The sequence below is a fragment of the Candidatus Pantoea multigeneris genome (assembly GCF_011752615.1).
Lineage (GTDB): Bacteria > Pseudomonadota > Gammaproteobacteria > Enterobacterales > Enterobacteriaceae > Pantoea > Pantoea multigeneris.
The window spans coordinates 44,074-69,250 of the sequence record NZ_VWXF01000014.1; the positions used below are offsets into that span (position 1 = coordinate 44,074).

The 25,177-nt window shown below is 53.2% G+C and carries 24 protein-coding genes; 11 read left to right on the top strand and 13 right to left on the bottom strand.

The annotated features are described in order from the left end of the window. Positions 1-21: 21 nt before the first annotated feature. Both F3J40_RS22430 and F3J40_RS22435 read left to right on the top strand, forming a co-directional pair. Positions 22-360, top strand: a complete 339-nt coding sequence (locus F3J40_RS22430) for a hypothetical protein (RefSeq protein ID WP_167018192.1) — start codon at positions 22-24, stop codon at positions 358-360. Positions 361-525: 165 nt separating this feature from the next. Next, positions 526-1,422: an alpha/beta hydrolase gene (locus F3J40_RS22435; RefSeq protein WP_167018193.1), complete on the top strand. Its 897-nt coding sequence runs from the start codon at positions 526-528 to the stop codon at positions 1,420-1,422. Positions 1,423-1,427: 5 nt separating this feature from the next. On the opposite strand, the gene F3J40_RS22440 is transcribed toward F3J40_RS22435, so the two are convergent. The 5 genes from F3J40_RS22440 to F3J40_RS22460 all read right to left on the bottom strand — a co-directional run bounded on the left by F3J40_RS22440 (position 1,428) and on the right by F3J40_RS22460 (position 6,547). Then, complete coding sequence (locus F3J40_RS22440; protein ID WP_167018195.1) at positions 1,428-2,345, bottom strand: bestrophin family protein; 918 nt, start codon at positions 2,343-2,345, stop codon at positions 1,428-1,430. Positions 2,346-2,457: 112 nt separating this feature from the next. Next, positions 2,458-2,970: an EF-hand domain-containing protein gene (locus F3J40_RS22445; protein ID WP_167018197.1), complete on the bottom strand. Its 513-nt coding sequence runs from the start codon at positions 2,968-2,970 to the stop codon at positions 2,458-2,460. A 118-nt stretch (positions 2,971-3,088) separates the two neighbouring features. Continuing rightward, positions 3,089-3,814: a pirin family protein gene (locus F3J40_RS22450; protein WP_017349879.1), complete on the bottom strand. Its 726-nt coding sequence runs from the start codon at positions 3,812-3,814 to the stop codon at positions 3,089-3,091. A 180-nt stretch (positions 3,815-3,994) separates the two neighbouring features. Continuing rightward, the gene (locus tag F3J40_RS22455; protein ID WP_167018199.1) at positions 3,995-5,029 is read right to left on the bottom strand and encodes an LLM class flavin-dependent oxidoreductase; all 1,035 of its coding nucleotides are present in this window, start codon (positions 5,027-5,029) and stop codon (positions 3,995-3,997) included. Positions 5,030-5,128: 99 nt separating this feature from the next. After that, positions 5,129-6,547: a DNA cytosine methyltransferase gene (locus tag F3J40_RS22460; protein ID WP_167018201.1), complete on the bottom strand. Its 1,419-nt coding sequence runs from the start codon at positions 6,545-6,547 to the stop codon at positions 5,129-5,131. A gap of 392 nt (positions 6,548-6,939) precedes the next feature. Between F3J40_RS22460 and F3J40_RS22465 the strand changes: the two genes are divergently transcribed. After that, positions 6,940-8,364: an amino acid permease gene (locus F3J40_RS22465; protein WP_167018203.1), complete on the top strand. Its 1,425-nt coding sequence runs from the start codon at positions 6,940-6,942 to the stop codon at positions 8,362-8,364. A gap of 45 nt (positions 8,365-8,409) precedes the next feature. On the opposite strand, the gene amaA is transcribed toward F3J40_RS22465, so the two are convergent. Both amaA and amaB read right to left on the bottom strand, forming a co-directional pair. Then, on the bottom strand, positions 8,410-9,690 hold the full coding sequence (amaA, locus tag F3J40_RS22470) for an L-pipecolate oxidase (protein WP_167018205.1): 1,281 nt from the start codon (positions 9,688-9,690) through the stop codon (positions 8,410-8,412). Between the two features lie 141 nt (positions 9,691-9,831). Continuing rightward, entirely contained in the window at positions 9,832-11,325 is a 1,494-nt protein-coding gene (gene amaB / locus F3J40_RS22475) for an L-piperidine-6-carboxylate dehydrogenase (RefSeq protein ID WP_167018207.1), read from the bottom strand. Positions 11,326-11,442: 117 nt separating this feature from the next. Between amaB and F3J40_RS22480 the strand changes: the two genes are divergently transcribed. The 4 genes from F3J40_RS22480 (at position 11,443) to F3J40_RS22495 (ending at position 15,893) form a co-directional block, all read left to right on the top strand. Then, on the top strand, positions 11,443-12,345 hold the full coding sequence (locus F3J40_RS22480; protein ID WP_017349873.1) for a LysR substrate-binding domain-containing protein: 903 nt from the start codon (positions 11,443-11,445) through the stop codon (positions 12,343-12,345). A 262-nt stretch (positions 12,346-12,607) separates the two neighbouring features. Beyond that, positions 12,608-13,924: a 2-oxoadipate dioxygenase/decarboxylase HglS gene (gene hglS, locus F3J40_RS22485; RefSeq protein WP_167018209.1), complete on the top strand. Its 1,317-nt coding sequence runs from the start codon at positions 12,608-12,610 to the stop codon at positions 13,922-13,924. A gap of 91 nt (positions 13,925-14,015) precedes the next feature. Continuing rightward, a complete protein-coding gene (locus F3J40_RS22490; protein ID WP_167018211.1) occupies positions 14,016-14,552 on the top strand; it encodes an NADPH-dependent FMN reductase in 537 nt (178 codons plus the stop codon). Between the two features lie 156 nt (positions 14,553-14,708). Next, the gene (locus F3J40_RS22495; protein ID WP_167018213.1) at positions 14,709-15,893 is read left to right on the top strand and encodes a YbfB/YjiJ family MFS transporter; all 1,185 of its coding nucleotides are present in this window, start codon (positions 14,709-14,711) and stop codon (positions 15,891-15,893) included. On the opposite strand, the gene F3J40_RS22500 is transcribed toward F3J40_RS22495, so the two are convergent. Further along, the gene (locus F3J40_RS22500; protein WP_167018215.1) at positions 15,838-16,713 is read right to left on the bottom strand and encodes a LysR substrate-binding domain-containing protein; all 876 of its coding nucleotides are present in this window, start codon (positions 16,711-16,713) and stop codon (positions 15,838-15,840) included. The two genes, F3J40_RS22495 and F3J40_RS22500, sit on opposite strands and share 56 nt — an antisense overlap. A gap of 93 nt (positions 16,714-16,806) precedes the next feature. Here F3J40_RS22500 and F3J40_RS22505 point away from each other — a divergent pair, with 93 nt between their 5' ends. Beyond that, a complete protein-coding gene (locus F3J40_RS22505; RefSeq protein ID WP_167018217.1) occupies positions 16,807-17,868 on the top strand; it encodes an NAD(P)H-dependent flavin oxidoreductase in 1,062 nt (353 codons plus the stop codon). A 29-nt stretch (positions 17,869-17,897) separates the two neighbouring features. Here the strand turns inward: F3J40_RS22505 and F3J40_RS22510 are convergent, their stop codons facing one another. The 3 genes from F3J40_RS22510 to F3J40_RS22520 all read right to left on the bottom strand — a co-directional run bounded on the left by F3J40_RS22510 (position 17,898) and on the right by F3J40_RS22520 (position 20,250). Then, positions 17,898-19,157, bottom strand: coding sequence for a type II toxin-antitoxin system HipA family toxin (locus F3J40_RS22510; protein ID WP_167018219.1), 1,260 nt, complete (start codon positions 19,155-19,157; stop codon positions 17,898-17,900). Beyond that, a complete protein-coding gene (locus F3J40_RS22515; protein ID WP_017349866.1) occupies positions 19,157-19,456 on the bottom strand; it encodes a helix-turn-helix domain-containing protein in 300 nt (99 codons plus the stop codon). Before F3J40_RS22515 ends, F3J40_RS22510 begins: the two co-directional genes overlap by 1 nt. A 119-nt stretch (positions 19,457-19,575) precedes the next feature. Then, positions 19,576-20,250: an O-methyltransferase gene (locus tag F3J40_RS22520; protein WP_167018221.1), complete on the bottom strand. Its 675-nt coding sequence runs from the start codon at positions 20,248-20,250 to the stop codon at positions 19,576-19,578. A gap of 92 nt (positions 20,251-20,342) precedes the next feature. Between F3J40_RS22520 and F3J40_RS22525 the strand changes: the two genes are divergently transcribed. Beyond that, complete coding sequence (locus tag F3J40_RS22525) at positions 20,343-20,972, top strand: TetR/AcrR family transcriptional regulator (RefSeq protein ID WP_167018223.1); 630 nt, start codon at positions 20,343-20,345, stop codon at positions 20,970-20,972. Between the two features lie 4 nt (positions 20,973-20,976). Here the strand turns inward: F3J40_RS22525 and F3J40_RS22530 are convergent, their stop codons facing one another. Beyond that, positions 20,977-21,369, bottom strand: coding sequence for a hypothetical protein (locus F3J40_RS22530; RefSeq protein WP_167018226.1), 393 nt, complete (start codon positions 21,367-21,369; stop codon positions 20,977-20,979). Continuing rightward, entirely contained in the window at positions 21,366-21,905 is a 540-nt protein-coding gene (locus tag F3J40_RS24985) for a lysozyme (RefSeq protein ID WP_240155579.1), read from the bottom strand. The genes F3J40_RS22530 and F3J40_RS24985 overlap by 4 nt, the downstream gene beginning before the upstream one ends. A 620-nt stretch (positions 21,906-22,525) precedes the next feature. On the opposite strand from F3J40_RS24985, the gene F3J40_RS22540 reads away from it, so the two are divergent. Both F3J40_RS22540 and F3J40_RS22545 read left to right on the top strand, forming a co-directional pair. Next, positions 22,526-23,527: an ROK family protein gene (locus F3J40_RS22540; protein ID WP_167018228.1), complete on the top strand. Its 1,002-nt coding sequence runs from the start codon at positions 22,526-22,528 to the stop codon at positions 23,525-23,527. A gap of 124 nt (positions 23,528-23,651) precedes the next feature. After that, complete coding sequence (locus F3J40_RS22545) at positions 23,652-25,154, top strand: nucleoside hydrolase-like domain-containing protein (protein ID WP_167018230.1); 1,503 nt, start codon at positions 23,652-23,654, stop codon at positions 25,152-25,154. Positions 25,155-25,177: the final 23 nt, after the last annotated feature.

Here is a 25,177-nt window from a genome sequence, read left to right on the forward strand (position 1 = left end):
TCTGCACAACAGGAGAACAAAATGAAATTTAGCGTAGTGATCGTGTCGGGTATGCTGCTTTCAGCAGGGGCTTGGGCAGCTGACGACGGCGAAGAGAGCGTATACGCCAGCCAACTGTGTCACATTGTGCACAGTGAAAAAACCACGCAAACCGCAGAGAACTATGTGGCGAAAATCAAAAGTGGAATTGCTGGCAGTCAGTCATCTTCAGCACTGCAACAACCTGTTTTTGATGAAGAAAAAGCCAGTGAAGTTGCGGCTGCATGGTTACAGCTGGATGACGCAGAGCGCAGTAAGCTGCGCGCCAACGAACAGCAATGTACCCAGTCGGTCATGACACAGTTTCAGCAGGAAGATTAACGCCACGCAGGCTGAGTAAAATTTCTGCAAACTGTCACATAAATACGCTGGATTTCGCCTAACAATTGCGCACATAATCTGCGCCGTCTGGCACAGGACCTGCATGACAACAAGACCCGGCCATTGAAAGCTGGCATGACCTTTTGATTGATAAATGCAGGTTCTATGATTACGCGTCGTCACTTTTTACTCGGCTCTGGAGTCGTACTGTTTTCGATGACAGCGGGCAAGCTGTTTGCCCGGGATGACATTATTCCCCTCTGGCCAGATGATCCGCCCGGAGGGGGAGGCCCGTCTGGTCCGATCAAAATCAGCCGCAACGGCTCGTGGACCAATATCGTTAGCCCCGCAATTCAACGTTTCCGCCCGGAGCACCCGAATGGCGAAGCCGTATTGATCGCCGCAGGCGGTGGCTACCGGCAGATTGGCATGGGGCGTGAAGCCTGGCCGGTAGCAAGCTGGCTCAATGCCAATGGCTATACCGCCTATGTGCTGAGCTACCGTTTACCTCATGAGCAGTGGCAAGCGGGGCACCTCGCTCCGCTCCAGGATGCCCAACGCGCGATTCGGCTGGTACGCTCTTTTGAGCGAAAAGTCCATGTGCTGGGGTTTTCTGCCGGTGGGCATTTGCTGGGAATGGCCGCTGGTCGCCCGGACTTTGCCTCTTATCCACGCCAGGACGCACTCGATGATGTTACGCCGACGGTGGACAGCGCCGGTTTAATTTACCCGGTGATTACCCTCGAAGCGCCGTATCAGCACACTTCAACCCACCTGATCATGGTGGGTAAAGACGCTACGGCCAGTGATGAAGCCCGTTGGTCAGTGCAAAATTACGTCACCGGCCACTATCCGCCGACCTTTCTCGCACAGGCAGAAGATGACCATACCTCTAACCCTTATAACACTGAGCTAATGCGTGATGTTTGTCGGCGCAATCACGTGCCGGTCGAGCTGATTCAAATTAGCCAGGGTGGACATGGGTTTGGGCTGGGTAAAGCGGGGACGCCAGCGGCACTGTGGGATCAGGCTTATGTGCGCTGGCTGGATAATCTGGGTTAGCTCACTTAATTCAGCACGAAGTTGCTGTCGGGCAGAGCGGGGGCGGGCAGCGGCAGATCGTCATTCATATCCCGCAAGTTGCGTTCAATGGTGACACACATCGCGTTGAGCGGCAGGTGGTTAGGTTCTTCACCAAATGGCTCTTCCAGCTCAGCCGCCAGTGACTCCAGCGACAGAAACGTATAAGAAATAAATACCGAGACCAGCGGCGTCATAAAGTGCAGGTCGGCGGCCAGCGCAAACGGTAGCAGGCTACAGAACAGGTAAACGGTGCGATGCAAAATCAGCGTATAGGCAAACGGAATCGGTGTGCCAGCAATACGCTCACAGCCGGTCATGATCGCAGAAAGCTGATTCAGGTTGGCGTCCACGCTTTGCCATAAAATATCGCTGATTGCGCCTTTGCTGCGCTGTTCGCCCAGCCAGGTCCCCATACACAGCAGCAGCCGGTTGGTGGGCAGCGGGCTGTTCATCACCTCATTGCGCCAGCGTTCTGGTACTAATCTCAGCAGGTCTTCCCGGCCGTTGGTCTCCCGTAACTGATGTTTCAGACTCCAGCTAAAGGCCATTTGCAGCGCCGCGAACTCACGCGCAGCCTGCTCCTGTTGCGGCAGAATGCTCTTGATCTGGCGTAACAGCGAACGGTGGGTGATCACCATCGACCCCCATAGCACGCGGGCTTCAATAAAACGCGCATAGCTGGCGTTATTGCGAAAGCCAAGAAAGATAGCAATAGAAACACCAAGCAGGCTAAAAGGTGCAATGGTCAGACGGAAACCAAAACCCTGATACCACTGGTAGGTCAGAATCGCGATCACCGACATCGCCAGATTGAGCCCAAGGCGAAACATAATGTGCGGCAGTACCGAACCATGCCAGCCAAGCAGCCGACGGAACCAGTGCTGTTGCGGACGGATAATCATAAGTTGAGAGAGCGTGTAAGCAATTGATAACCACTAGCCTACGCGCAACATCACAGAAAATCGACCTGAAACGTGTTAAAGCAAGGAGGGTAGCCGCAGCTACCCTGGAAGGTTAAAAACGGAACGGACTGAAGCTCATCAGGTTTTTAAACATCGACATCATGCTATCCATCATTGAGCTCATCATCTTGCCCATCTGGGAGAACAGGCCTGACGAATTATTGCCGCCAAAGCCACTATCGCTACCAAAACCATTACCGTTACCGCCGCTGAAGCCATTACCGATGCCCCAGCCAGGCATAGCTGCCATCTCATAACCTGGCTTGGTTTGGCTAAAATCCAGCGCGCCTACGCCTGAGGGCGTCTGTTTAGCCACTTCGTACAGGCTCTGTTGAGTGACCTGGCCATCGCGGCTTTGCCACCAGTGGGTTTTATCCGCTTTCGCAAAATATTCGGGATTATTGAGTAGCGTTTGTGCCGCCTCGCGATCTTTCCGTTGGCTATAAGTGCCGCCGGTGCCATTGGCAATATTGCTGAGCTCTTTCATATCGAGCCAGCCGCTTTTGTCCTGGTCGAAGGTCTTGAAGTTGTTGTGTATGTGATACAGGGCGCTTTGTACGTCCATCTGAAACTCCTTAGGAAAAGGGAAGCCGCCTGGAAGTCAGGCAATGAGATGGGTGTACTGAAAACAGAAAAAGTTCATTGAAACCGGCCACTTAGCGGTGGCCGGTAAAGAGGAATGATTAACGGGTTGGATGGTTCACTTCAACCGGACGCAGGTCAAACAGCAAGACTTCGGCCTGTTCGCCTTCGCTAAAGGTCAGGCTGCTCTCGTTACGAACACGTGCGCCATCACCGGCTTTAAATTCAATACCGTTCACTTTGATGCTGCCACGTGCCACATGAATGTAGGCATAGCGGTCAGCATCCAGCGCGAAAGTCTGCTGCTCATCACCATCGAACAGGCCGCTGTAGATGCGGATGTCCTGACGTACGCTCAGCGATCCTTCTTGCGCTTCCGGCGAGATAATCAGGCGCAGATGGCCCTGTTTTTCTGCCGCAGGCACGGAGATTTGCTGGTAGCGCGGTGGCGTATTGTTCTCTTCCGGCACAATCCAGATCTGCAGGAAGTGCACCCCATCCTGTTTGGAGTGGTTAAATTCGCTGTGTGTGACGCCAGAACCTGCGCTCATGAGCTGAACATCGCCAGGGACGATGACCGAACCGGTGCCCATTGAGTCTTTATGCTCTAACGCACCTTCCAGCACATAGGAGATGATCTCCATGTTGCGGTGCGGGTGAGCACCAAAACCACGTGAAGGCGCGACACGGTCGTCGTTAATCACCAACAGGTCAGAGAAGCCAACCTGCTCTGGGTCCCAGTAGCTGGCGAAAGAGAAGGTATGGCGTGAATTCAGCCAGCCGTGATCACCAACACCGCGTTGTTCTGACAATCTTTGCTCAATCATGATGTGCTCCTGGGTTAGTAGGGGGGAAGGCGTTTGCGCTTCCGATGTGATGAATTATACGTAAACGAATTTGTTCAACAATCGGCTGCTATGGCAATCACTGTCACGTTTTAGTTGACTGTCTGGCTGGCGGAATTGGGAAGGGTAACACCACCCAACGGAGTGGTGTTAAGGGCAGGTTTAAGGCTTCCAGCCTAAGCCAGGTGCAATGCGGGTAATAAAATCAGTGAGGATCTGGCGATACTCACTGACGGTAAATTCATAAGGCAGTTCCAGCCGAAGCTCATCAACCTGGCGCAGAACGGGATCTTGCAGCAGGCGCGCCAGTATCTCTTCACTACTGCCGACAATATCGCGCGAGAACAGGGTGCGCCTTGGCCCTTGTGGCGTCAGCGTGCGTTCATAACGGCTGGCGGCAAAATCCCGGTAGCGCTGGCGAGTGGTCGCAGAGGCGCTGTCGGTCGGGATAATCACGCGGCCTGCTGCAATGCGCGGCTTACGCGTCGCTCCCGCAGGCAGATGCGCCTGAAAACGCGCTAGCTGCGTCAGTTGAGCCTGATAATAGTCATCGGTATCTTCCCCGGAGGTCAGGTTGCCAATCAGCAGGTTAAACTGGTTTTCCGCCGCCCATTGCACCGAGCGTAACGAGCCGCCGCCGTACCACAGGCGGTTAGTCAGGTCCGGTGAAGGCGGCTGTACACGCGGGCGCTGGCGATTGCCGGGAGAGACAATATAGGTCTCCTCATCCCCGAAGTAGCGACCGCTGAGGTTTTCACGCAGTTCCAGCACGCGATCGTAAGAGAAATCCTGCTGTTCCCACTCACCGTGAAAGACGGAATGGCCCACCAGCTCCACATGATTGGGTTTCCCGGCGCTCAGGCCTACGTTGAGTCGGCCGGACGAGAGCACATCCACCGTCAGCAAATCCTCTGCCAGCCGGAAGGGACTCTCCAGACCCATCTGGATCACGGCGGTGCCCAGCTCAATTTTGCGGGTGCGCTGGGTGGCCGCCGCAAGAAAAGTGCTGGCAGAAGAGACGCCATGTTCAAGATGGCGCTGGCGCACCCATGCTCCGTTGTAGCCTAGCTCTTCACCATAGGTAAAAAGCTGTAACGTCTCTTCGAGGCCGCTCAGTGGGTGGTGATCGGGGTAGTTGCCAGGGGTAAGAAAGGCGATATGGGAGATCGCCACAGGGGATTGCGCACTGCCAGACATAGTTCATTCTCCGGGTAGGAACCGTGGTTGAATGAATTATGTCGTGGCAGCGCGATCGCATTAAATGCCGATTACAGCACTGATTATGCGCGGCTCAGATTAGCTTTTTTTCCGCGCCGCAACGGCCTGTAAAATGCGCGGTTGCAGCAAGCGGGCGACAGCAGCAAACACCGGAACCACCACCGAATTACCAAACTGGCGATAGGCCTGCGTATCCGATACCGGAATGCGGAACTGTTTCTGGCCGGGTTGTTCAAAGCCCATCAGTCGTGCACATTCGCGCGGCGTCAGGCGGCGCGGACGGTTCAGCTGATTGGCTGCATCCTGGAAGTTCTCTTCCCCTACAGCGCGATCCCAGCCGCGATCCACCAGAATTTCCGAACCATCTTTGTGGTAACGCGCCGACAGGGTGCGTGTCACCGTGTTGGCATCCTGCGGGTTCACCAGACCGAAACCGAAGCCATTGCCGCGCGCCGCATGTTTTTTTGCATAACGGTAGAGATAGTCCCACAGCTTTTCGCTCAGGATATAGCGGGGATCGACTTCTGCATCCAGCAGGTCGCCAAAAGCGGGGCGCTGCGCAGGATAATGCTGCTGGACATCGCGCAGGCTAAAGCCTTCATGCAGATTCAGGTCACGACGGAAGCCGACCAGCACGATACGCTCGCGGTGCTGTGGCAGGAAATGACGGCCATCAACAATGCGCGGATCGTCTTTACCGGCGTCGGCGTCGGCCACTTCGTAACCCAACTCGTCGAGGGTTTCCATGATGATGCGGAAGGTGTTGCCTTTGTCGTGGCTCTTAAGGTTCTTCACGTTCTCCAGCACAAAAATGGCCGGACGCTTAGCGGTAATGATACGGGCAACGTCAAAGAACAGTGTGCCCTGGGCTTCACACTCAAAACCATGTGCGCGCCCCAGCGCATTTTTTTTACTCACACCCGCCAGGCTAAAAGGCTGGCACGGGAAGCCCGCCAGCAATACATCGTGATCGGGAATCTGGCTATTGATGTGTTGATAAGCCTGCTGTTCACTCACGTCCGCCTGGTCGCTAAGCGTCACCTGGCGGATATCGGTGTTGAACTGGTGCTGTTCCGGGTCGTGATACCAGTTAGCTTTATAGGTGCGCACCGCCTCTTTATTCCACTCGCTGGTGAAGACACACTGGCCGCCAATGGCATCAAAACCACGGCGAATACCGCCGATCCCGGCGAACAGGTCGACAAAACGGAAAGCATAATCAGGATGATGTGCAGGAGGCTGTGGCAGCATCTGCTCTAACAGGCGCACTTCAGATGAGGTCAGCGCTTTGGTGGCACATTTGCCGTTAATCCAGCGGTTAAGCGACTCTCTGCTCCATTCGCGTTCATCCACCTGACGCAGCAGCTCTGCCACGGCTTTTTGACCATAAATGGCAACCACTTGCTCAATCAGATGTTTATCTGCGGTTTGTCGTTGTTGTTTTTCACTTTCTGCTTGTGCCTGCAGTGACTGCGCCAGGGTGGCAAAATCCGTCATACGATCTCCTCGGTCTAAGGGGTGCGAATGTATCACTCATTTGACCCGGAGGAAACGCCAGGGGTGTGAACGGGTACACAGTGTTGATGAAAGGATTGTGGCCGGTTTGACAACCGGACAGGGGAATAATCTCCTCTGGAGAACAGCAAAAAGTCAGGAAAAAAAAGAATCAACTCATTCCCAATTGTCGTTTGGAAGTTTATTTACTCTTACAGATACTCAATAACGCTCAAGGATAAATATAAATAATTATCAGGAAGATAAGAAAATATTATTGCAAACCAACTTGATGATTTCTTTCTCTCCGACATTATGGCGATAATTATTATTCTCACCTGTTACCTGTATTGCCAGAGAAAGCCAGACATCATCACAACCACGCAGGAACTCCTATGAATCAGACAGATAATAATGCTTCATCCCTCGGGAATGGTTTATCCAGCAGGCAAGTTGCAATGATTTCTATTGCAGGAATTATCGGTGCAGGGCTGTTTGTTGGTTCTTCCAGTGCCATTGCGATGGCGGGGCCAGCCATACTCATTTCTTATGCTATTACCGGATTAATGGTATTAGTGATAATGCGTATGCTGGGTGAGATGGCGGTATTACATCCGGACTCGGGATCATTTTCAACTTATGCGACCAAAGCCATTGGTCCCTGGGCCGGATTCACCATCGGCTGGTTATATTGGTGGTTCTGGGTACTTATTATTCCAGTAGAAGCCATTGCGGGCGCTAATATCCTGAACGCCTACGTGCCTGAAATTCCAGCATGGCTATTTACCGTCGCCATTATGGTGTTGTTAACCATCACCAATCTGTTTAATGTGAAAAGCTTTGGTGAATTTGAGTTCTGGTTCTCTATTGTAAAAGTTGCGGCAATTATTGCCTTTATTGTGATTGGTATTGTGGCGGTAACTGGCCATTTACCCACGTCCAGTATCAGTGGTGTTTCGCGCCTTTGGGATCATGGCGGCTTTATGCCACATGGCTTCGGTGCGGTACTCTCTGGTGTGTTGATAACCATTTTCTCCTTCTTCGGCGCGGAGATTGTCACCATTGCCGCAGCGGAGTCAGATAATCCAGCAGAGCAGATTCGGCGTTCAAATGGGCTGGTGGTCTACCGTATCGCGTTGTTCTATATCCTCTCGATTTTCCTCGTTGTCTCACTGGTAGGCTGGAATGATGCGGGTCTGAAGACTCAGGGCACCTTCCAGTATGCGCTCTCTCAGCTGAATATTCCGGGCGCGAAATTGATGGTGGATATCGTGGTCTTTGTCGCGGTCTGTAGCTGCATGAACTCGGGGCTTTATACGGCTTCACGTATGCTTTACTCCCTTGGAACGCGTGGTGATGCGCCAGCCAGAATGTGCCGTGTCTCTAAAGGAAACGTACCACGCATCGCTGTGCTGAGCTCTACGCTGGCCGGATTTGTCGGTTGCTTCGCCAACTACGCGTTCCCCGGCAAAGTGTTCGACTTCCTGCTCTCTACCACGGGCGCAATCGCGCTGATCGTTTATCTGGTGGTGGCGATTTCCCAACTGCGTATGCGTTTCGCCTTACAGCGGCAGGGCATTGAGCCGGAGTTTCGCATGTGGCTGTTCCCGTGGCTGACGCTGGCAACGATTGCGGTGATTGTGGCGGTATTGGGCTATATGTTCGTGTCTGAGCAGTATCGTTATGAGACGCTAATGACGGCCGCAGTCACGCTAATTATGCTGGGATGTGGGCTGTATACCACCCGTGGGCGCAAGGCTGATCTGGTGGGGGCCGCGCAGAGCCATCTCCGTAAACCGGCGTATCAGACAACGAAATAAACCGTTTCCCGTGCGGTGTTTACCGCCGCACGGGCATAAGAATGATCAGGCAAATACCCGCAAAATCTGCCCCGAGTGATACAGGGTAAAACCATTTTCAAACACCGCAGAGCGTAACGTCGTATTACTTACCGGCGAATACTGCAACAGCGGCAGCGGCAGGCAATCTTGACTGCCAGTGGCCAGATAGTGTGCAAAGCCTTTCCCCACTGCCGTTCCCGTGGTGACACCCCGGCCATTGTAACCACTCACCGCTAACATGCCCGGCAGGGGTTCAAAAATGCGAAAGGTGTGGGTTGGGGTAAAGCCAATGGTGCCGGTCCAGTTGCATTCCCACTTCACGTTACGCAGGAACGGAAAATAGAAGCGTAGTTGGCTATTGACCCAGCCGCGAACCCAGGCGAGCGGTTTACGGGAAGCGGAGCCCATCGTGCCGAACAGCAACCGGTCATGCACATCCTTACGAATACTGCTCAGCACCGTTTTGGTGTCCCAGGATCCCTGGCGTTCAGGGAAAATGATCTGCGCATCGTTCTGGCTAAGCGGTTCTGACGCCACCTGAAAATAGTAGGCTTTAAAAAAGTGGGCTTTAATACAGTTCCAGTCATCCTCGGTATAGGCATTGGTCGCTAAGACTACGCGGTCAGCTTTAACCTCGCCCTGGGCTGTCTGTACTCGCCAGCCAGACCCGTTGCGGCTCAAGCCAGTGACACCACTTTGCGTGAAAATACGTGCGCCCGCGGTGGTGGCGGCCCGAGCCAGCCCGCGAGTGTAAGCGGTGGGATTGAGCGTACCCGCCCGTTTGTCCAGCAGCGCAGCGGGGACGCTGGCACTGCCCACCAGTTGCTGTGCCTGAGACTGATTCAGCAACTCAACGGGTGCGCCGCGGCTACTCAACTGCTGATAACGGCGGGTCAGATCTTTCACCCCCGTGGCGTTGTGCGCCAGGTGTAAGGTGCCACTGCGTGTGGCATCACAGCGAATACCATGACGGTCGATCAGAGAAAAGACCAGGGCTGGCGCCTCGCCCATCATGCGGGTTACCCGTTCGCCGTTCTCGTTGCCGAGCACCTCACGAATATCATCCGGCGGGATCCACGCCCCCGCATTAACCAGACCGACATTACGCCCGGATCCGCCCTGTGCAATCTCACCCGCTTCCAGCAGGGTGACCGAGATATTACGTTCAGCAAGGTGCAGAGCAGTGGATAAACCCGTAATGCCCCCGCCAATCACCACGACATCACTTTCTACCGTTGAAGATACAACCGGAAAGGTCAGCGCTGATTCAGGCGATGTACTTTCCCATAAACACCTCTGTTCCATACAAACTCCCGAGAAGGAACTGCATTAAATATGATGGGTTAATCTATTTTTGCGGCCGGAAAGCGAAGAAAAAAAGCAGCAGTACCATAGGAAATAGTGATAGAAAACGCTGCCGATGAGACGGCAGCTTTCACGTTAGATTCAGTTAAATTTAATCCCCTGAGCCAGCGGTAACTCTCGGGAATAGTTGACGGTATTGGTCTGGCGACGCATATAGCTTTTCCAGACATCCGAGCCAGATTCACGCCCGCCGCCCGTCTCTTTTTCGCCACCAAACGCCCCGCCAATTTCTGCTCCACTGGGGCCGATATTAATATTGGCAATGCCACAGTCACTGCCGGTAGCCGAAATAAAGCGTTCAGCTTCACGGACATCGGTGGTGAAGATGCAGGAGGAGAGTCCTTGTGGCACATCATTATTCAGCGCTATCGCCTCATCCAGCGTGTCATAAGGCAGCACATAGAGGATGGGGGCGAATGTCTCGCGGCGGACAAAATCATGCTGGCGATCCACTTCCACAATCGCCGGGGAGACGTAATAACCCGCGCTATATTTGTTCTCTAAAACGCGTTCGCCGCCGGAGATACGGGCTCCGGCTGCTTTTGCCTGCTGTAAGGCTTGCTGCATGGCGCGCCAGGCATCAGCATCAATCAGTGGCCCGAGCAGCGAGCCATTGAGCGGATTTCCGATACTGACATTGCTGTAAGCTTGTTTAAGGCGTGGCAGTAAATCTGCCATGACCGAGCGCTGTACAATCAAACGGCGCAGGCTGGTGCAGCGCTGGCCGCTGGTGCCGACGGCAGAAAAAACAATGGCGCGTAACGCCATATCGAGATCGGCCTGTTCAGAGACGATCATTGCGTTGTTCCCGCCCAACTCAAGGATGCTACGACCAAAGCGTGCTGCAACCTGCGGCCCAATCTCAAGCCCCATGCGCGTGCTGCCCGTGGCGCTGATCAAAGGGATGCGGCGATCATTAGTGAGTTGCTCGCCTTCCGTGCGCGCCCCAAGAATGACCTGGCTTAGCCCGTCTGGGGCTTCTGGCCCAAACTGTGCAATCGCTTTGTCTAACAGTGCCTGCGCGGCTAATGCGCAAAGTGGCGTTTTTTCCGAGGGTTTCCACAGCAAACTGTTACCGCATACCAGCGCCAGTGCGGCATTCCACGCCCACGGCGCGACCGGGAAGTTAAACGCCGTAATAATGCCGATGACGCCCAGCGGGTGCCAGCTTTCGCGCATATGGTGACCAGGGCGCTCTGAGGCGATGGTCAGGCCATACAGCTGGCGTGACTGGCCTACCGCCAGATCGCAAATGTCTATCATCTCCTGTACTTCACCCAGTCCTTCCTGCAAGATTTTTCCGCACTCCCAGGTGATTAACGCGCCCAGTTCTTCCTTGTGACGACGCAGTTGTTCGGCATAGAGTCGCACCAGTTCACCACGTCGTGGTGCCGGGATCTGACGCCAGAGTAAAAAGGCGTCTTGCGCTTTTGCAATGCGTTGATCCACTTCCTCGGCAGAATGAAATTTAATCTTGCCTATTACACTGCCATCAATTGGCGAAGTGACTGCGTAATCCCCGCCCAGCCAGGTATTTTCTTCAACGCCGAGGCGCATCATCAGATCCTTAATCATTCCATCACCTATTATTTAGTTGACAAAAACTTTCCCTGAGCCAGTATTGACGGCGCTGGCAAGTTGGAACAAACGACATTTTTGATTTAATTCATTCCGTAAAGTTGTGAAGGTGATATGAATCGTCGCTATATGCCCTCGTTGATTTCAATGCAGTGTTTTGAAGCTTCTGCCCGACATTTAAGTTTCACTAAAGCGGCGGAAGAGTTAAACATTACCCAGAGTGCGGTGAGTAAACAGGTCGGCCAACTGGAAGTTATTCTGGCGACCAGCTTGTTTCAACGCGTGCGTAAAAGATTGCAGATGACGCAGGAGGGCTCGATCTATCTCACAGAAGTGAGAAAAGTATTAACGCAGGTCGAAATGTCGACCCGTTATATGCTCTCCTACGGTAGCCGTAATGAGGTACTCAATGTCAATGCGCTGCCCACCTTTGGCGTCCACTGGCTTATGCCTCGCCTGAATGGTTTCCGTTTTAAACACCCCAATGTTTATTTAAATATTTCGAGTCGGATCGATATTTTTGATTTTGATGAAGAGAACATCGACATCGCTTTTTATTATGGCCGGGCAAACTGGCCCAAAGCTTGCTGTATTAAATTGCTGGATGAAGAAGTGGTGCCCGTATGTTCTCCGGCCATTTTACCGCCCCATCCTTTAAACTCTTCTCTGGAGCTGACGCACCTGGTGTTATTGCAGAGTGCTACCCGGCCCGAAGCCTGGCATGACTGGTATGAAGCGCAGGGCCTTCATACTGAACACAGCTATCACGGCCCACGTTTTGAAACCTTTTTAATGTCGATTCAGGCGGCGAAGGTCGGTTGTGGGGTTGCGCTGGTGCCGCGCATGTTTGTGGAAGAGGAGTTGCGGGAAGGAAAGTTAGTTATCCCGTGGTCGCACAGTATGGTTTCGCCTGAAAATGCTTACTACATCGCCGTGCCTGAAAATGCGCGCCACGCAGCGAAAGTGACGGGCTTTATCGACTGGATTCAGTCACGTGTCGCCAGTCCAGCGCCCTGATGACAGGAAAAAAAAGAATGGATACCCGGCTTTTTTTCGTTTGAGTGACCTGTCCCTTTTTTGTTTCCATGCGGGATAACCGGCGCGATGTGTAAGAAATTCATAGGGAAACACCCTATTCGTGACACCTCTCGCGCTACCGACCTCCCACATCTTGCTACGCTATTCATCAACGTGCACACCGCGGGGTGGTCGCCAGATCGCTATTTTGCGCCAGTCACTGCACAGGCGTTTTATACCCTACAGGTTTAAGGAGAGAGAGATGCAGCGCTTTATTTCCCCGGATGTGATTCGCGATCGTTTTTCTAAAGCGATGTCGCAGATGTACCAGCGCGAGGTGCCGCAATATGGCACGCTGCTGCAAATTGTACAGCGCGTTAACGGCGCGTATTTGCAGCAATATCCCGCGACCTTCAGCGCCGATGAACGTGAGGAAGAACTTAACCGCCTTAACGTTGAGCGCCACGGTGCCATCCGCCTCGGGACTGCGCAGGAGCTCTCTACTATGCGCCAGTTGTTTGCGGTGATGGGGATGCAGCCGGTCAGTTATTACGATCTCTCTGCTGCCGGAGTGCCGGTACACTCCACCGCCTTCCGCGCCACCGATGAAGCTTCACTGCGCTTCAACCCGTTCCGCGTCTTTACTTCGCTGCTCCGCTTAGAGCTGATTGCTGACGACCAGTTGCGCCAGCGGGCAGAGTCTATCCTGAACCAGCGCGATATCTTCACGCCACGCGCGCGCGAACTGATCGTACATAGCCAGCAGCAAGGTGGCCTGGACGATGCAGAAGCCGATGAATTTGTGCGTGAAGCGTTGGAAACCTTCCGTTGGCATCGGGAAGCTCAGGTCGACTTTGCCACCTACAATGCCTTGTCAGAACAGCATCGGCTCGTGGCTGACGTGGTGTGCTTCAAAGGCCCACACATTAACCACCTTACGCCGCGCACGCTAAACATCGATGCGGTGCAGGCGGCGATGCCGGAGTACCAGATCACGCCAAAAGAGAGCATTGAGGGACCGCCGCGCCGTCAGGTGCCGATCCTGCTGCGACAAACCAGCTTTAAGGCGCTGAGCGAGCAGATTGTGTTTAGCGACCATGCAGAAGGCAAACATACGGCCCGCTTCGGGGAAATCGAACAGCGTGGTATGGCGCTGACGCCAGCAGGCCGCGCGCTATACGATCGCCTGCTACAACAGAATGATGCCGCTGCCTTCACGCAGTTCCCGGACGATGAAACTACGCTACGTCAGCAAAAGCTCGGCTATTTCCGCTATGCGCTGGCCGCAGGACAATCACTGCCCGCCGCACAGGGTTCCCGCCAGCATCTGGAAGCGCTGCTGGCCGCTGGGGTTATCACGGCAACCCCCATCATCTACGAAGACTTCTTACCGGTCAGTGCCGCAGGGATCTTCCAGTCTAATCTTGGGAGTGAACGCAGCGGCGTGAGCCAGGGTAGCCCGAATAAAGCGGCGTTTGAAGCGGCTTTGGGCTGCCAGGTCACGGATGAATTCAGCTTATATCAGGCGCTGGAAGAGGCTTCGCTACAGCGGGTGTTTGGTGAGGTGTCGCCGGGGTAATCAAAAAATATAACGGATTAGTTAGCCAGATCTGTGCCCCAGACCGGTAAGCTGGTGTTGCTTTGGCTTTTCAACGATAAGGAGCATCACCATGAGCAACAGGAAAAATGTGCTGGCGGTCTGCGGGAGTTTACGTACGGAGTCGCTGAATCTTCGCTTTTTACGTGCGATGGAGCTTCTGGCTCCTGCGTCGGTCAACTATCAGATCTACCCGGATCTGGCCGATCTGCCGCTGTTCAACCCGGATCGTGACGGGTGTGACAACAGGGCAGTGAGTGCATGGCGTGCTGCGTTAGCGCGGGCAGATCTTGTGTTGTTGGCCTCCCCCGAATATGCGCTGGGCGTCAGCGGCGTGATGAAGAATGCTCTCGACTGGATTGTTGGGAGCGGGGAGCTGACCGATAAACCCATTGCCTTTCCTAACGTCTCGGTGCGGGCGGTGGCGGCCCAGCAGCAACTGACCACCACGCTGGGTTTGATGGGAGGCAACGTCCTTGAGGCATGCAGTCCACGTGCTTCGCTGGATCTTCCGCTGGTGCTCCCGGAGGCATCAGCACAACAGCTGCTGGATCACGCGGAAATCAACCCGCGTTTACAGGCGCTGTGGCAGCAACTTCTCCTGGCATAATACGGTTCTCTTCGCAGAGAAGTGGCTCAAAGTAACATAAACTTGCGCTTGTCGGCCTGTACACGAATCGATAATATCTCAATAAAAGATTACTTAGTTGTCATCATTCTTTTTTTGAGATTAAACGATTGATCGTTCTTCCCACCAGGAGCAGACATGTTATCCGCCCACCGTTTTAAACCCGAGCACCACGGCCTGCTGCTAGCGTTGGCAGGCTGCGTCGTGCTGATTATTGGCATGGGCTATGGCCGCTTTGCCTATACCGGCATTCTTCCACGCATGTTGAGTGAAGGGGTGCTGACACTGCATCAGGCCAACCTTGCTGCGTCCGCCAACTATGCGGGCTATCTCGCGGGGGCACTGCTGCTGGCTAAGCTCCAGCCACAGCGTGCCAGCCTGTTTTGCCGCCTGGCACTGCTCGGCACCATTGCCGCAATGGGATTACTGGCCGTGGTTTCATCGGCGGGTTGGATCATTACGATTCGCGGCCTGGCCGGGGTATTTAGCGCCTTCACGCTGGTAGCCGGTTCGCAATGGCTGCTCCAGCACATGAAACATATGCAAGGCGCACCGCTGCTGTTTTCTGGGGTAGGGGCCGGCATTTTTATTTCGGCAGAGCTTATCTCACTGGGTAAAGCGTTAACGCTCTCCAGCTATACCCTGTGGGGCGTGTGTGCGTTGAGTGCGCTGGTACTGCTGGCGCTGGTGTTCCGGCTCTTTAGCAGCCCGGCGGATTTACTGACGACCACTGTGCAGCAGGGTACGCAGCACCGCAGTGAAGGTGAAAACTCGCGTGAGGCCTACCGTCTGCTGGCGATTTACGGGCTGGCAGGGTTCGGCTACATCATTACTGCGACTTACCTGCCGCTGTTTTTGAGTGGCTCACTGAAAGGGGTTGATCCGATTCAGATCTGGGCGGTATTCGGCCTGGCAGCCGTGCCCTCCTGTTTTATCTGGCACCGCCTGGTGGCACGCTTTAGCTACCGTCCCGCTTTTACCACCAACCTGCTGGTGCAGGCGGTGGGCGTCAGTTTACCGGCATTCAGCCAGTCCCTGCTGATGTGTCTTGCCAGCGCGCTGTTGGTGGGCTTCACCTTTATGGGGACGGTGACTATCGCCCTCTCAGCCGCACGTCGACTGGCGCATGTGGTGAATTTCAATATGATTGCCGCGATGACGGCACTGTATGGCATCGGGCAGATTATCGGCCCGCTGCTCGCAGGCGCGTTATATAGCCTGTCTGGTTCATTTGCTTCTTCGCTGTTTAGCGCCGCAGCGGCCCTGTTTATTGCCGCGCTGCTGACTTTGCTGCCTCGCTCAGCAGATGGCGCAGCTGATTGAAAGCGGGCGAACTGTAGCCATTACGCCATACCAGCCAGGTGATGGCGTTACACACTGGCAGGCTGTGCAGCGATTGTGGGGGCTGCATCAACGCTAATACGCTGGCGGGTAACAGGCAGACCGCGTTGCCTCCCGCCACGCAGGCCAGCATGGTGTGATAAGAACTGACTTCCTGCATCGACAGCGGGGCAGGCAAATACTGCTCCGCCAGCGCCCGGTAACTGCACCCGGCACGGAAGGTTGCCAGCGTGACGCCCTGCAGCTCGCTGTAATCATTTATCCCCTGTAAGCTCACCGGCAGTAACAGCAGTAAAGCTTCATCAAACAACGGCAGCGCACTCAGTTCAGGTGGGCACACTGGCGTGCCATCAGCGGCACGGGGCAGGGCCACCAGCGCACAATCCAGCTCCGCGTTAACCACTGCCGCCAGAGACTGTTGGGTGGGTTGGGTGGTCAGGGTGAGCTGCACGTCGGGAAAAGCCTTACTGAATGCCACCAGCGGCCCGGCCAGGCGGCTAGCCGCAGTACATTCCATCGACCCGAGGCGCAAAGTGCCCGCCGGATGCTGCGGGTGCAATGACTGACGCGCCTCTTCGGCTAACGCCAGCAGCTTTTTGGCATACTGCAAAAACTGTTTCCCTTCCGCAGAAAGCCGCAGTTGTTTGCTTTCTCGTACAAACAGTGCCACGCCTAACTCTTCTTCCAGTTGCTGAATGCGGGTGGTGATGTTGGACTGAACGCGTCCCAGTAGCCTGGCCGCACGGGTAATACTCAGCTCCCCAGCCACCACGCAAAAAATTTCGAGTGAAGTATGGTTCATGTTTGATTCTCAAAATGGGAACGATGTTGAAGTTTACCTCTCACCAGGAGATTTTAGGGGCAGCAAATGGCGAAGTTCAAGCAGGAGTGTGTGATGCAATCTCTGTTAAGCGATCGATTGGGTGTGAAACTCCCGATTATTCAGGCACCGATGGCCGGTGTTGCCACCCCGCAGTTGGCAGCCGCTGTCAGTAACGCCGGTGCGTTGGGGTCTCTTGGGCTGGGAGCCAGCACGGCAGAGCAGGCGGAGGCGCAGATCAAGGCAACCCAGGCACTGACGTCCCGTCCCTTTAACGTCAATCTGTTCTGTCATCAACCTGCACGACGTAACCCAACGCAAGAGCAGGCGTGGATCGCGCGTTTACAGCCAGAATTTACCCGTCTCAATGCTTCTCCTCCTGCGGCACTGTCGGAGATTTACACCAGCTTTAATCACCATGACGCGCTACTGGATGTGCTGATGAGGACTCGTCCAGCGGTGGTGAGTTTTCACTTTGGCCTGCCGCCGCAGGAGGTGATTAACCAACTTAAAGCTCAGGGCATTGTGCTGCTCGCCACGGCGACCTCGCTGGCAGAGGCACAACAGAGTGCTGCCCGCGGCATCGATGGCATTGTGGCACAGGGCTATGAAGCGGGTGGGCATCGTGGCATGTTCGATCCACAGCAGCCGGATCAACAGCTGAGTACACTGGCGCTGCTGCAGATTCTGCATCAGGCCGTTGCTCTCCCACTGATTGCGGCAGGCGGCATCATGACCAGCCAGGGCATTGCGGCCGCACTGCAATTGGGCGCTCAGGCCGCGCAGTTGGGGAGTGCTTTTTTACTCTGCCCGGAAGCCGCCAGCGATGCGACTTACCGTGAGATGATCCGTACCAGTCACCCTGCCAGCACGGTGATGACGGCGGCGATCTCTGGCCGCCCAGCGCGCAGTCTGGAAAGCGCCTTCACCCGTCAAACCCGCTCCGCAACCGCCGAGGAGATCCCCGATTATCCGCTGACCTATGCGCTAGGCAAAGCGCTGGCGCAGGCGGCCAGTGCCCAGCAGGTCGCCGGATATGGCGCTTACTGGGCCGGACAAGCGGTGGCCCTGGCCCAACCGCGCCCCGCTGCCGAACTGATCGGCCAGTGGGCTAAGGAGCTGATGCGGGTTAACTGAGCACATTCAAAGAAGGCTTGTTTCAATGGCTAAAATTGTTTCCATTGCTGCTCAAGAATTTTGAATATTCCTTTACCCGCTTTTTCATTGATATTTAACTGATTGAAAACGTTTTTCCAGTTAGCCAGGGCATCTAAGGTTTGTTCAATGTATTCATCAGGTTTCAAAAATGGATAGGGTTTGCATAAATCGAGAATTGATTTGCGATTGGGCTTTCCTCTACCCGCATAAGCAGTAGTGTGTTCTCCCATACCTTCAGAGAAGGTTAAATCATATCCGGGAGCCAGACTCCAGTTGTCTTCCTCTGCTGTACGGCTGTCTGAGTTATACAGGAACGCGAAGTTTTTGCTGTGATCATCGTAATTGTGAGTCAGGGCATTAAAAACCATTAAGCGGGCCATTTTTTCCACATCCACCGCATTTTTTGTCAGCATATGGGTTAGCTTAAGCAGGTCGCTGTAATCCAGCGATGGTTCTCTAAAGTTGGCATAAGCTAAAGCACACGCGGTGATCATATGGCGCTTTCTGTTACCTACGCGATCAAAGCGTTTGGTGGCAAATATGCGCTCATTACGTTGGTCATTCTGAACTGGAATTTCAAGTAGCCGCGTTTCAGGCATTACGATGCCAGCCTGTCCAGCCATGATGGCATAAGCTTGCTCAATTGCTCCGGTTTCCCAAGGCTCATCCAGGGCTCGAAATTTGACTATCCAGTGATCAAAACCTTCAGGTAAGGATTCAAAAGCTGAGCTAGCCTGGTTACCTTCGCGTGAAATCGCTACGATCGCTTTAGGCCGGGCACCGCCGGGTGAGCCACCAGCCATACGTAATGATTGTAAGACTTCATTAGTCTGCCCAGATTGTATTTCAACGGAAGCTTCATAGAGTTCGACCAGATTGATGTCATTACTATGTTCCCCATATTCGACAGTAGGGTGATACTCAAAAGCGCCCATTGCGCGCTCGCCTAGATAGGCTAAGCGATCCAGGGGGGTCAGCTTTCTCGCGGTGCCATCGCCAAAATGACTGTCAAAAAAGCGGTCCATTAACAGTAAGCCCCATCCATCTGGCAATGAATCAGCAAACGGTCCGTGTAATCCGCGAAACAGATTATCTTTGGCGAGCTGTGGCTTTTCCGTGAAATCCATGGTGAAAGGCGAAAGGTTAAAACCCTCTGCTAACCAGGATTTTGCATAGCTAAAATGGATGCCTGAGCCATCAATCTTCTGCAGTTTCCCTACTAATATACCGTTCATAGAGACTTGTAGTGCCTGGGTTGATTTGAACATTAGCGCGTGCCCCGTTGACGATGGCGGTTATTCAGCTCCTCAATGGTGCGTGGTGGTACGGATTGGAACAGTTGTGCCACTGGGGTAATTTCATCCAGCGCAATGGCCAGAAGGATGAGCGAACTCAGAGAAATGGTGCCTGAGGTCTCGAAACGTTTTATTGAAGACTCTGAAACACCTGAACGCTGTGCCAGTGTTTTCCGAGAGAGATTCTTTGCAAGTCGCAGTTTCAGTACGTTTTGTCCAATACCGCTGGCAATCTCTGTGGGGTTTGAGAACAAATGCATTAAATTTGCCATAACTGAACCTCATTATACGAAACATCAAGAGGTCATTATAGACCTCTTATGGGCGATATTCGAATATTAGAGGTCTATTTTGACCTTTTAAAAAATAATTTAGTGATGAAAAAGAGCAGTTAGCCCAGTCGCAAGGTGATCTCAATATCTTCCGCCAGCGCCACGGTCATGTAGCCGGAAGCGGGGTTGCGTACGTAGTGCAGGTATTCCGGGCTGTGATCGGCATCGTCCGCGAGGATAATCGTGCCTGGGCGCAGCTTGTCTTCGAGCAGGCGCAGGATATCCAGATACAAGCCTTTTGCGCCATCCAGCAGCAGTAAATCAATCCCGGCGGGGACATCGTGGCTCAGGCTTTGCAGCGCATCTCCGGTGCGGATCTCGACTAAATCCGCAAGACCCGCCTGTTGCAGATGTGCAGTGGCTTTCGCGACTTTAGATGACTCAAATTCCGTGGTGATCAGGCGGCCACCCCCGTTGTCGCGCAAGGCGGCGGCAAGATGAATGGTCGAAACGCCAAATGAGGTGCCAAACTCCACTACGTTCTGCGCCCGGTTTGAGCGCGCTAACATATACAGCAACTTGCCCGTCTCACGGGATACGGCCAGCGGCATGTCACGCAGTGCGCTATACAACTCAATGTAGGACGTTTTGCCTTGCATCATTTCCTGCCGCTGGTTTTTGTCCAGCTGGTGCCAAAAACGACTGAGTTCGCTGTCCTGTTCCCAGGCGCTTTCAGAGGCGATCAGGAGTTGTTCTAACAGTGGGGCAACGGGTGCGGTAGTCAGGGTGTTCATGCGTATTTTCCAGCCTTTAAGGTGTGCGTTTGTGCTAGAGTCAGAATACGAATAATTCATCGCATTTAATAATCGCATTCCCGGAGACGTCGATGAGCCAGCGTGAAACTCCCTGTATTTCCTCACGAAAATCCCCTAAGCAGGCGCGCTCAGCACGGCTGGTTGAGGCTATTTTGCAGGCAGCTACTCAGGTTTTACTGCAAGAAGGTATGCCGCGTTTTACCACGGCACGCGTAGCGGAACGGGCGGGTGTCAGTATCGGTTCGTTGTACCAGTATTTTCCCAACAAAGCCGCGCTGCTCTTTGCCCTACAAAGCGATGAGTGGCAGCAAAACGGCACACTATTACGTTCGATCCTGCTGGATGAAACCTTGCAACCCGAACAGCGGCTGCGGCAGTTGGTATTGACGTTTGTGCAATCGGAGTATGACGAAGTGGCTCTACGCAGTGCGTTGGAACATGCCGCCCCCTACTATCACGATGCGCCTGAAGTCCACCAGGCGAGAGATCGGGAGCAGGAAGCCATCGAACTGATGATGTCGCAGGTGCTGGCCGGGGTTGCAGGGGAAGAGCGGTTGCAGGTCGCCACCCTGATTTGGACCACGCTGACTTCGGTGGGGAAACGCCTGTCACAAACCGCCCGCTCACAGCAGGAGCTCAGTGACTACGCTGCCCGGCTGGCGGATATGTGCTGCGCTTATCGACTCAGTGCAACTGACTGAATCGCTATTTCTGGTTTTTGGGTGGGAAGCCGTTTTCTTCCAGTAGCATTTTACGTTTTTGCCACACTGAAAGCGTCCACATGTCTGCTTCATCGGGTTTCACTGAATGTGAAGGTGTTAATTGATACTGATAATCGCCATTAGTAAATAGATATCCAGCAAAATCCATTGAGGGTTTGATATTTATAACATGCCCTTTCAATGTGATTTCTGCATGCGTTTTTCTATTAATTGCATGATAAATAACATTGTCACATGAAAGCTCGCCTTCAGGGCACTTTTCATCTACAAATATCGTAAATGACTTTGTAATAAGAAAAGGCGTATTATTCTCACTACTCAATGCAGAGAATGAAGTGATTAATATGAAAGGCAGTAACCATATTGATTTTTTCATAGCTTTATGTAAATACCTTTGTGATATACGTTTAGTTCACTTCTACGACGATTTAAAAGTCCTTGGACGACATGGTGATGCGCGTGAGAATATCCCATCCATGCTTTATCTAAGTCATCGGTGCTTTGACCATTTATAATCTTGAGGACTTTGGAGTAATATAGACCATTATGTGATCTTCTTCTATGATAGGGGTCTGGTGAACCTGGGCCTATATTAAAGCTTAACATCACAATTGCGTCAAATTCATTTTGTGTAAGGTCTACACAAAGATAATTTTTCACCAGTCTGATAATACTCACTAGATCAGTGGAAAAAAGATTTCTTGCCTGTTCTAAGCTGATGCCATTTGAGTACTTATTGAACTCACTTTCACTAGTAATAAGGTGCCCATAACCTACAGTAGCACCATAAATCCTGTTACCATCACTATCGAAGTATGAAGTGATTTGCTCTCCATTTTGATCATTATAGGGATGACTCGAAAAAGACTCATACTTCATCATCAAGTCCAGGCATTTAGCACTAGGATTCATGAGATTTACATTTCTTTTTGTCCCAGACGGATTGCAACATGTTGAACCATCTGGGGCAGGTAGCGTGCTTCTCTGGAGATTCGATGTGGAGGACAGAAGTTCAAAGGTTTTCTTATCTGGTGATACTAGACCGTCTGGATAGTGGTAAAAATTTCTCTGGTAAGAAAGTATTGCTTTTATTGTATTCTTTCCACAAATGCCATCACAGCGTAGAAAAGGGAATCTTTTTTTCTTAGTAGATTTTGAACAACAAGCGTGTCGTCATGTCTGTTTGTACCATTCAATCCCACCGAACTAAATATTTTATTCATGATCTATCCATAATCAAGGGTGATGCTACGTATAATAATAAATTTAGCTTTTACTTTAATCTTTTTTTTGTGAATGATTGTTTCTGTCAATCTTGTGGTAATGGCTTTGCTTCCTTACGATAATATTAAAAATAGGGTATTTCTAAGTAAATACCAAAGTAACGACGGTATGGTATTACTTAATGATATTATTTAACTTATCTGATAAGTAATGTGGGCTGATCAATCTGCCGTTCTCGTAACAGAAAGCCTTTCAACCCGCTTTTCAACAATGTTATAACAGCCGCTTCCTGTTAAGAGATCCCGCCCATGAATTATCGCCAGCAACTGCTCAACTCCCTGCTGATCGCCCCGGCTTCGCGTGCGACGCTGGCACAGCAACTGGGTGTGACGCGTGCCTACATGACTCGCCTGAGCAGTGAACTGATTGCGCAGGGCATTATCGTCGAAGAGGGTGTGCAGGAGGGCGATTTTGGTCGCCCGCAAATGCTACTGGCGCTGGCGCAAGGTCGTTACTACAGCATCAGCGTGATGGTGCGGGGCTATCGGTTGGAAGCCTACCTGTGTGATTACGCCTGCCCGACGGTCACGCTGGCGCAATGCAACCATGATTTTATCTCCGCGCAAAGTACTGCTGCGGTCCTCCACCAGCTAGAGCGGGTTATTGTTCAACTGACGTCTGCGGCACACGTCTCGCGCCAGCAGCTACGGCATATCGGGATTGCGCTGCAAGGGGGGATTGAGCAGTTCAGTGGCGTGGTACGGCGATGCCCGCTGTTCCAGGAAACCCAGATAGCGTTAAAGGCACAGCTGTGTGAGCAGATCGGCCTGGATGTAGCGGTGATGAACATTGCCTGGTGCTCCAGCGTAATGATCCAGCGTGCTTTACCACAGCTGAACTCCTGGCTGGCGCTGCTGCCCGGCCTTGGCAGCCTGGGCTATGGCCTGTTCCTCAATGGAGCGGTCGTACTGGGGGATAACGGCTACTACCCGGAGATTGTGCACCTGCCTTTTGCGGGCGGGATGGAAAATGCTTTCCAGCCGCAGCAGGAGCAAAACGCACTGGAAGCGCTGTGTTTTGCCATCTGCTGTACCGCACCGGTTCATAACCTTCGTCACATCGTGCTGGCGGGTGAGTTCTTTGAAAGTGCGCCTGACACGCTGATCCCGCAGCTGCGCCAACGTCTGGCACAGCACCCGCTTGAACAGATGAACACCCTTGACATCACCTGGCTGCGACTCGGTCACAACCAGAGTTTGCAAGGTCTGTTAACCCTGAGCGCGGAAGCTGTTTCTGTCTGCCTAATCTGACTTTTTTGTGATCCCGTTAACAGCCTGATACAGCGCCGTTTACTTAATTAACTTTGTTAACTAAGTTGGTTTTGGGCGAGAAAATCCTCCGGCCCGGACAAGGACATCAACAGGGATAACGATAATGATCATGAAAAAAACCGCACTGGCACTGATGCTGGCGGGTATGACTTGCATGGCCCACGCAGAGCAACCGGCGGAAAAAATTCTGCCCTATCAGGCCAAGCCACGGGTGTTTGTGCTGTCAGACATTGGTAATGAGCCCGACGATCAAATGTCGCTGACGCGCCTGCTGGTCTATAGCAATGAGCTGGACATTGAAGGGTTAGTGGCAACCACCTCCACCTGGCAAAAAAATACCGTCAGCCCGGACAAAATGCGGCTGGTGCTCAGCCACTACGCCGCAGTACAACCTAATCTGCTGAAACACGATCCCCACTTCCCTAGCGCTGCGACGTTGGAAGCGGTGATTGCGGCAGGTCAACCGGGTTACGGCATGGCAGATGTAGGGCCGGGGAAAAGCTCGGTGGGAGCACAGCGTTTACTGGCTGCCATCGAACGTTCTACTGACAGCAGCCGACCGCTGTTTATTGGCCTGTGGGGTGGCGCTAACACGCTGGCGCAGGCGCTGACCGATCTCTCCGCTAAGCTCCCGGCAAACCAGGTGACAGCACTGACGCAAAACCTGGTGGTGTATTCCATTTCTGACCAGGATGATGCGGGCTACTGGGTGCGCAGCCACTATCCTGCTATTACCTACATCGTCGATCCTTCCAGCCAGGATGGTAAGGACTATGCCCGCGCCACCTGGACCGGCATCAGCGGCGATCGCTACTACCGCAATGCACCGGGTGCTGATTTCACCACGGTGTCACAAGCGTGGCTGGAGAAAAATATCCGCAGTAAAGGGCCAATGGGCAAAGGTTACCTGCATTACGCCTTTATCATGGAAGGGGACACACCGGCTTTCCTCGGTCTGATTCGTAACGGGTTGGATAGTGAAATGAACCCAGGCTGGGGCGGTTGGGGTGGGCGCTATATTCTGCGCCAGCCGCAAAACGAGCCACATCCTGTCTGGACCAGCGGGGGTGACTTCTTCCCTGGCAATCCCAATGCCGCCGATACTGTGACCGGCAGTGATGGCAAAACCTATACCTCAAATCAGGCCAGCATCTGGCGCTGGCGCGAAGCTTTCCAGCATGATTTCGCGGCGCGCATGGACTGGACGATCAAAGACTATGCTTCCGCTAACCACAACCCTGTGGCGGTGGTGAATAACAGCACCGGCCTGCAACCGCTGTGGATCAATGTCAAAGTCGGACAACACTTCACGTTGTCCGCTAAAGGCTCGCACGATCCCGATGGAAACCAACTGAGCTATCGCTGGATTGCCTACCCGGAAGCGGCAGTGCAGGTGTCTAATCCTGCGTTGATCGCTGAGCTACAAGCCAGCCGAGATAAAGAGGCACTGGAAGCCCCGGAGGTTCTGCACTACGCCAAAGACAGCGGTGAGCAAATCGACGTGCAGGCAAAACACAGTGGCACAGAACATGTGATTCTGGCCGTCACGGATAACGGCTCACCCAGCCTCACCAGCTATCGCCGTGTGATTGTGAAGGTGGAATGAGGAAATGCACAGCCTCCTGTTGG

Excerpts from the sequence above, each read along its gene's own strand:
- F3J40_RS22530 (WP_167018226.1), bottom strand. The coding sequence starts at position 21,369 with ATGAAAAAATCAATATGGTTACTGCCTTTCATATTAATCACTTCATTC.
- F3J40_RS22445 (WP_167018197.1), bottom strand. The coding sequence starts at position 2,970 with ATGGACGTACAAAGCGCCCTGTATCACATACACAACAACTTCAAGACC.
- F3J40_RS22510 (WP_167018219.1), bottom strand. The coding sequence starts at position 19,157 with ATGTTCAAATCAACCCAGGCACTACAAGTCTCTATGAACGGTATATTA.
- F3J40_RS22460 (WP_167018201.1), bottom strand. The coding sequence starts at position 6,547 with ATGACGGATTTTGCCACCCTGGCGCAGTCACTGCAGGCACAAGCAGAA.
- F3J40_RS22435 (WP_167018193.1), top strand. The coding sequence starts at position 526 with ATGATTACGCGTCGTCACTTTTTACTCGGCTCTGGAGTCGTACTGTTT.
- F3J40_RS22515 (WP_017349866.1), bottom strand. The coding sequence starts at position 19,456 with ATGGCAAATTTAATGCATTTGTTCTCAAACCCCACAGAGATTGCCAGC.
- amaB (WP_167018207.1), bottom strand. The coding sequence starts at position 11,325 with ATGATTAAGGATCTGATGATGCGCCTCGGCGTTGAAGAAAATACCTGG.
- F3J40_RS22455 (WP_167018199.1), bottom strand. The coding sequence starts at position 5,029 with ATGTCTGGCAGTGCGCAATCCCCTGTGGCGATCTCCCATATCGCCTTT.
- F3J40_RS22495 (WP_167018213.1), top strand. The coding sequence starts at position 14,709 with ATGTTATCCGCCCACCGTTTTAAACCCGAGCACCACGGCCTGCTGCTA.
- amaA (WP_167018205.1), bottom strand. The coding sequence starts at position 9,690 with ATGGAACAGAGGTGTTTATGGGAAAGTACATCGCCTGAATCAGCGCTG.
- F3J40_RS22450 (WP_017349879.1), bottom strand. The coding sequence starts at position 3,814 with ATGATTGAGCAAAGATTGTCAGAACAACGCGGTGTTGGTGATCACGGC.
- F3J40_RS22500 (WP_167018215.1), bottom strand. The coding sequence starts at position 16,713 with ATGAACCATACTTCACTCGAAATTTTTTGCGTGGTGGCTGGGGAGCTG.
- hglS (WP_167018209.1), top strand. The coding sequence starts at position 12,608 with ATGCAGCGCTTTATTTCCCCGGATGTGATTCGCGATCGTTTTTCTAAA.
- F3J40_RS22525 (WP_167018223.1), top strand. The coding sequence starts at position 20,343 with ATGAGCCAGCGTGAAACTCCCTGTATTTCCTCACGAAAATCCCCTAAG.
- F3J40_RS22545 (WP_167018230.1), top strand. The coding sequence starts at position 23,652 with ATGATCATGAAAAAAACCGCACTGGCACTGATGCTGGCGGGTATGACT.
- F3J40_RS22520 (WP_167018221.1), bottom strand. The coding sequence starts at position 20,250 with ATGAACACCCTGACTACCGCACCCGTTGCCCCACTGTTAGAACAACTC.
- F3J40_RS22540 (WP_167018228.1), top strand. The coding sequence starts at position 22,526 with ATGAATTATCGCCAGCAACTGCTCAACTCCCTGCTGATCGCCCCGGCT.
- F3J40_RS22480 (WP_017349873.1), top strand. The coding sequence starts at position 11,443 with ATGAATCGTCGCTATATGCCCTCGTTGATTTCAATGCAGTGTTTTGAA.
- F3J40_RS22465 (WP_167018203.1), top strand. The coding sequence starts at position 6,940 with ATGAATCAGACAGATAATAATGCTTCATCCCTCGGGAATGGTTTATCC.
- F3J40_RS22440 (WP_167018195.1), bottom strand. The coding sequence starts at position 2,345 with ATGATTATCCGTCCGCAACAGCACTGGTTCCGTCGGCTGCTTGGCTGG.
- F3J40_RS22505 (WP_167018217.1), top strand. The coding sequence starts at position 16,807 with ATGCAATCTCTGTTAAGCGATCGATTGGGTGTGAAACTCCCGATTATT.
- F3J40_RS24985 (WP_240155579.1), bottom strand. The coding sequence starts at position 21,905 with ATGAATCCTAGTGCTAAATGCCTGGACTTGATGATGAAGTATGAGTCT.
- F3J40_RS22490 (WP_167018211.1), top strand. The coding sequence starts at position 14,016 with ATGAGCAACAGGAAAAATGTGCTGGCGGTCTGCGGGAGTTTACGTACG.
- F3J40_RS22430 (WP_167018192.1), top strand. The coding sequence starts at position 22 with ATGAAATTTAGCGTAGTGATCGTGTCGGGTATGCTGCTTTCAGCAGGG.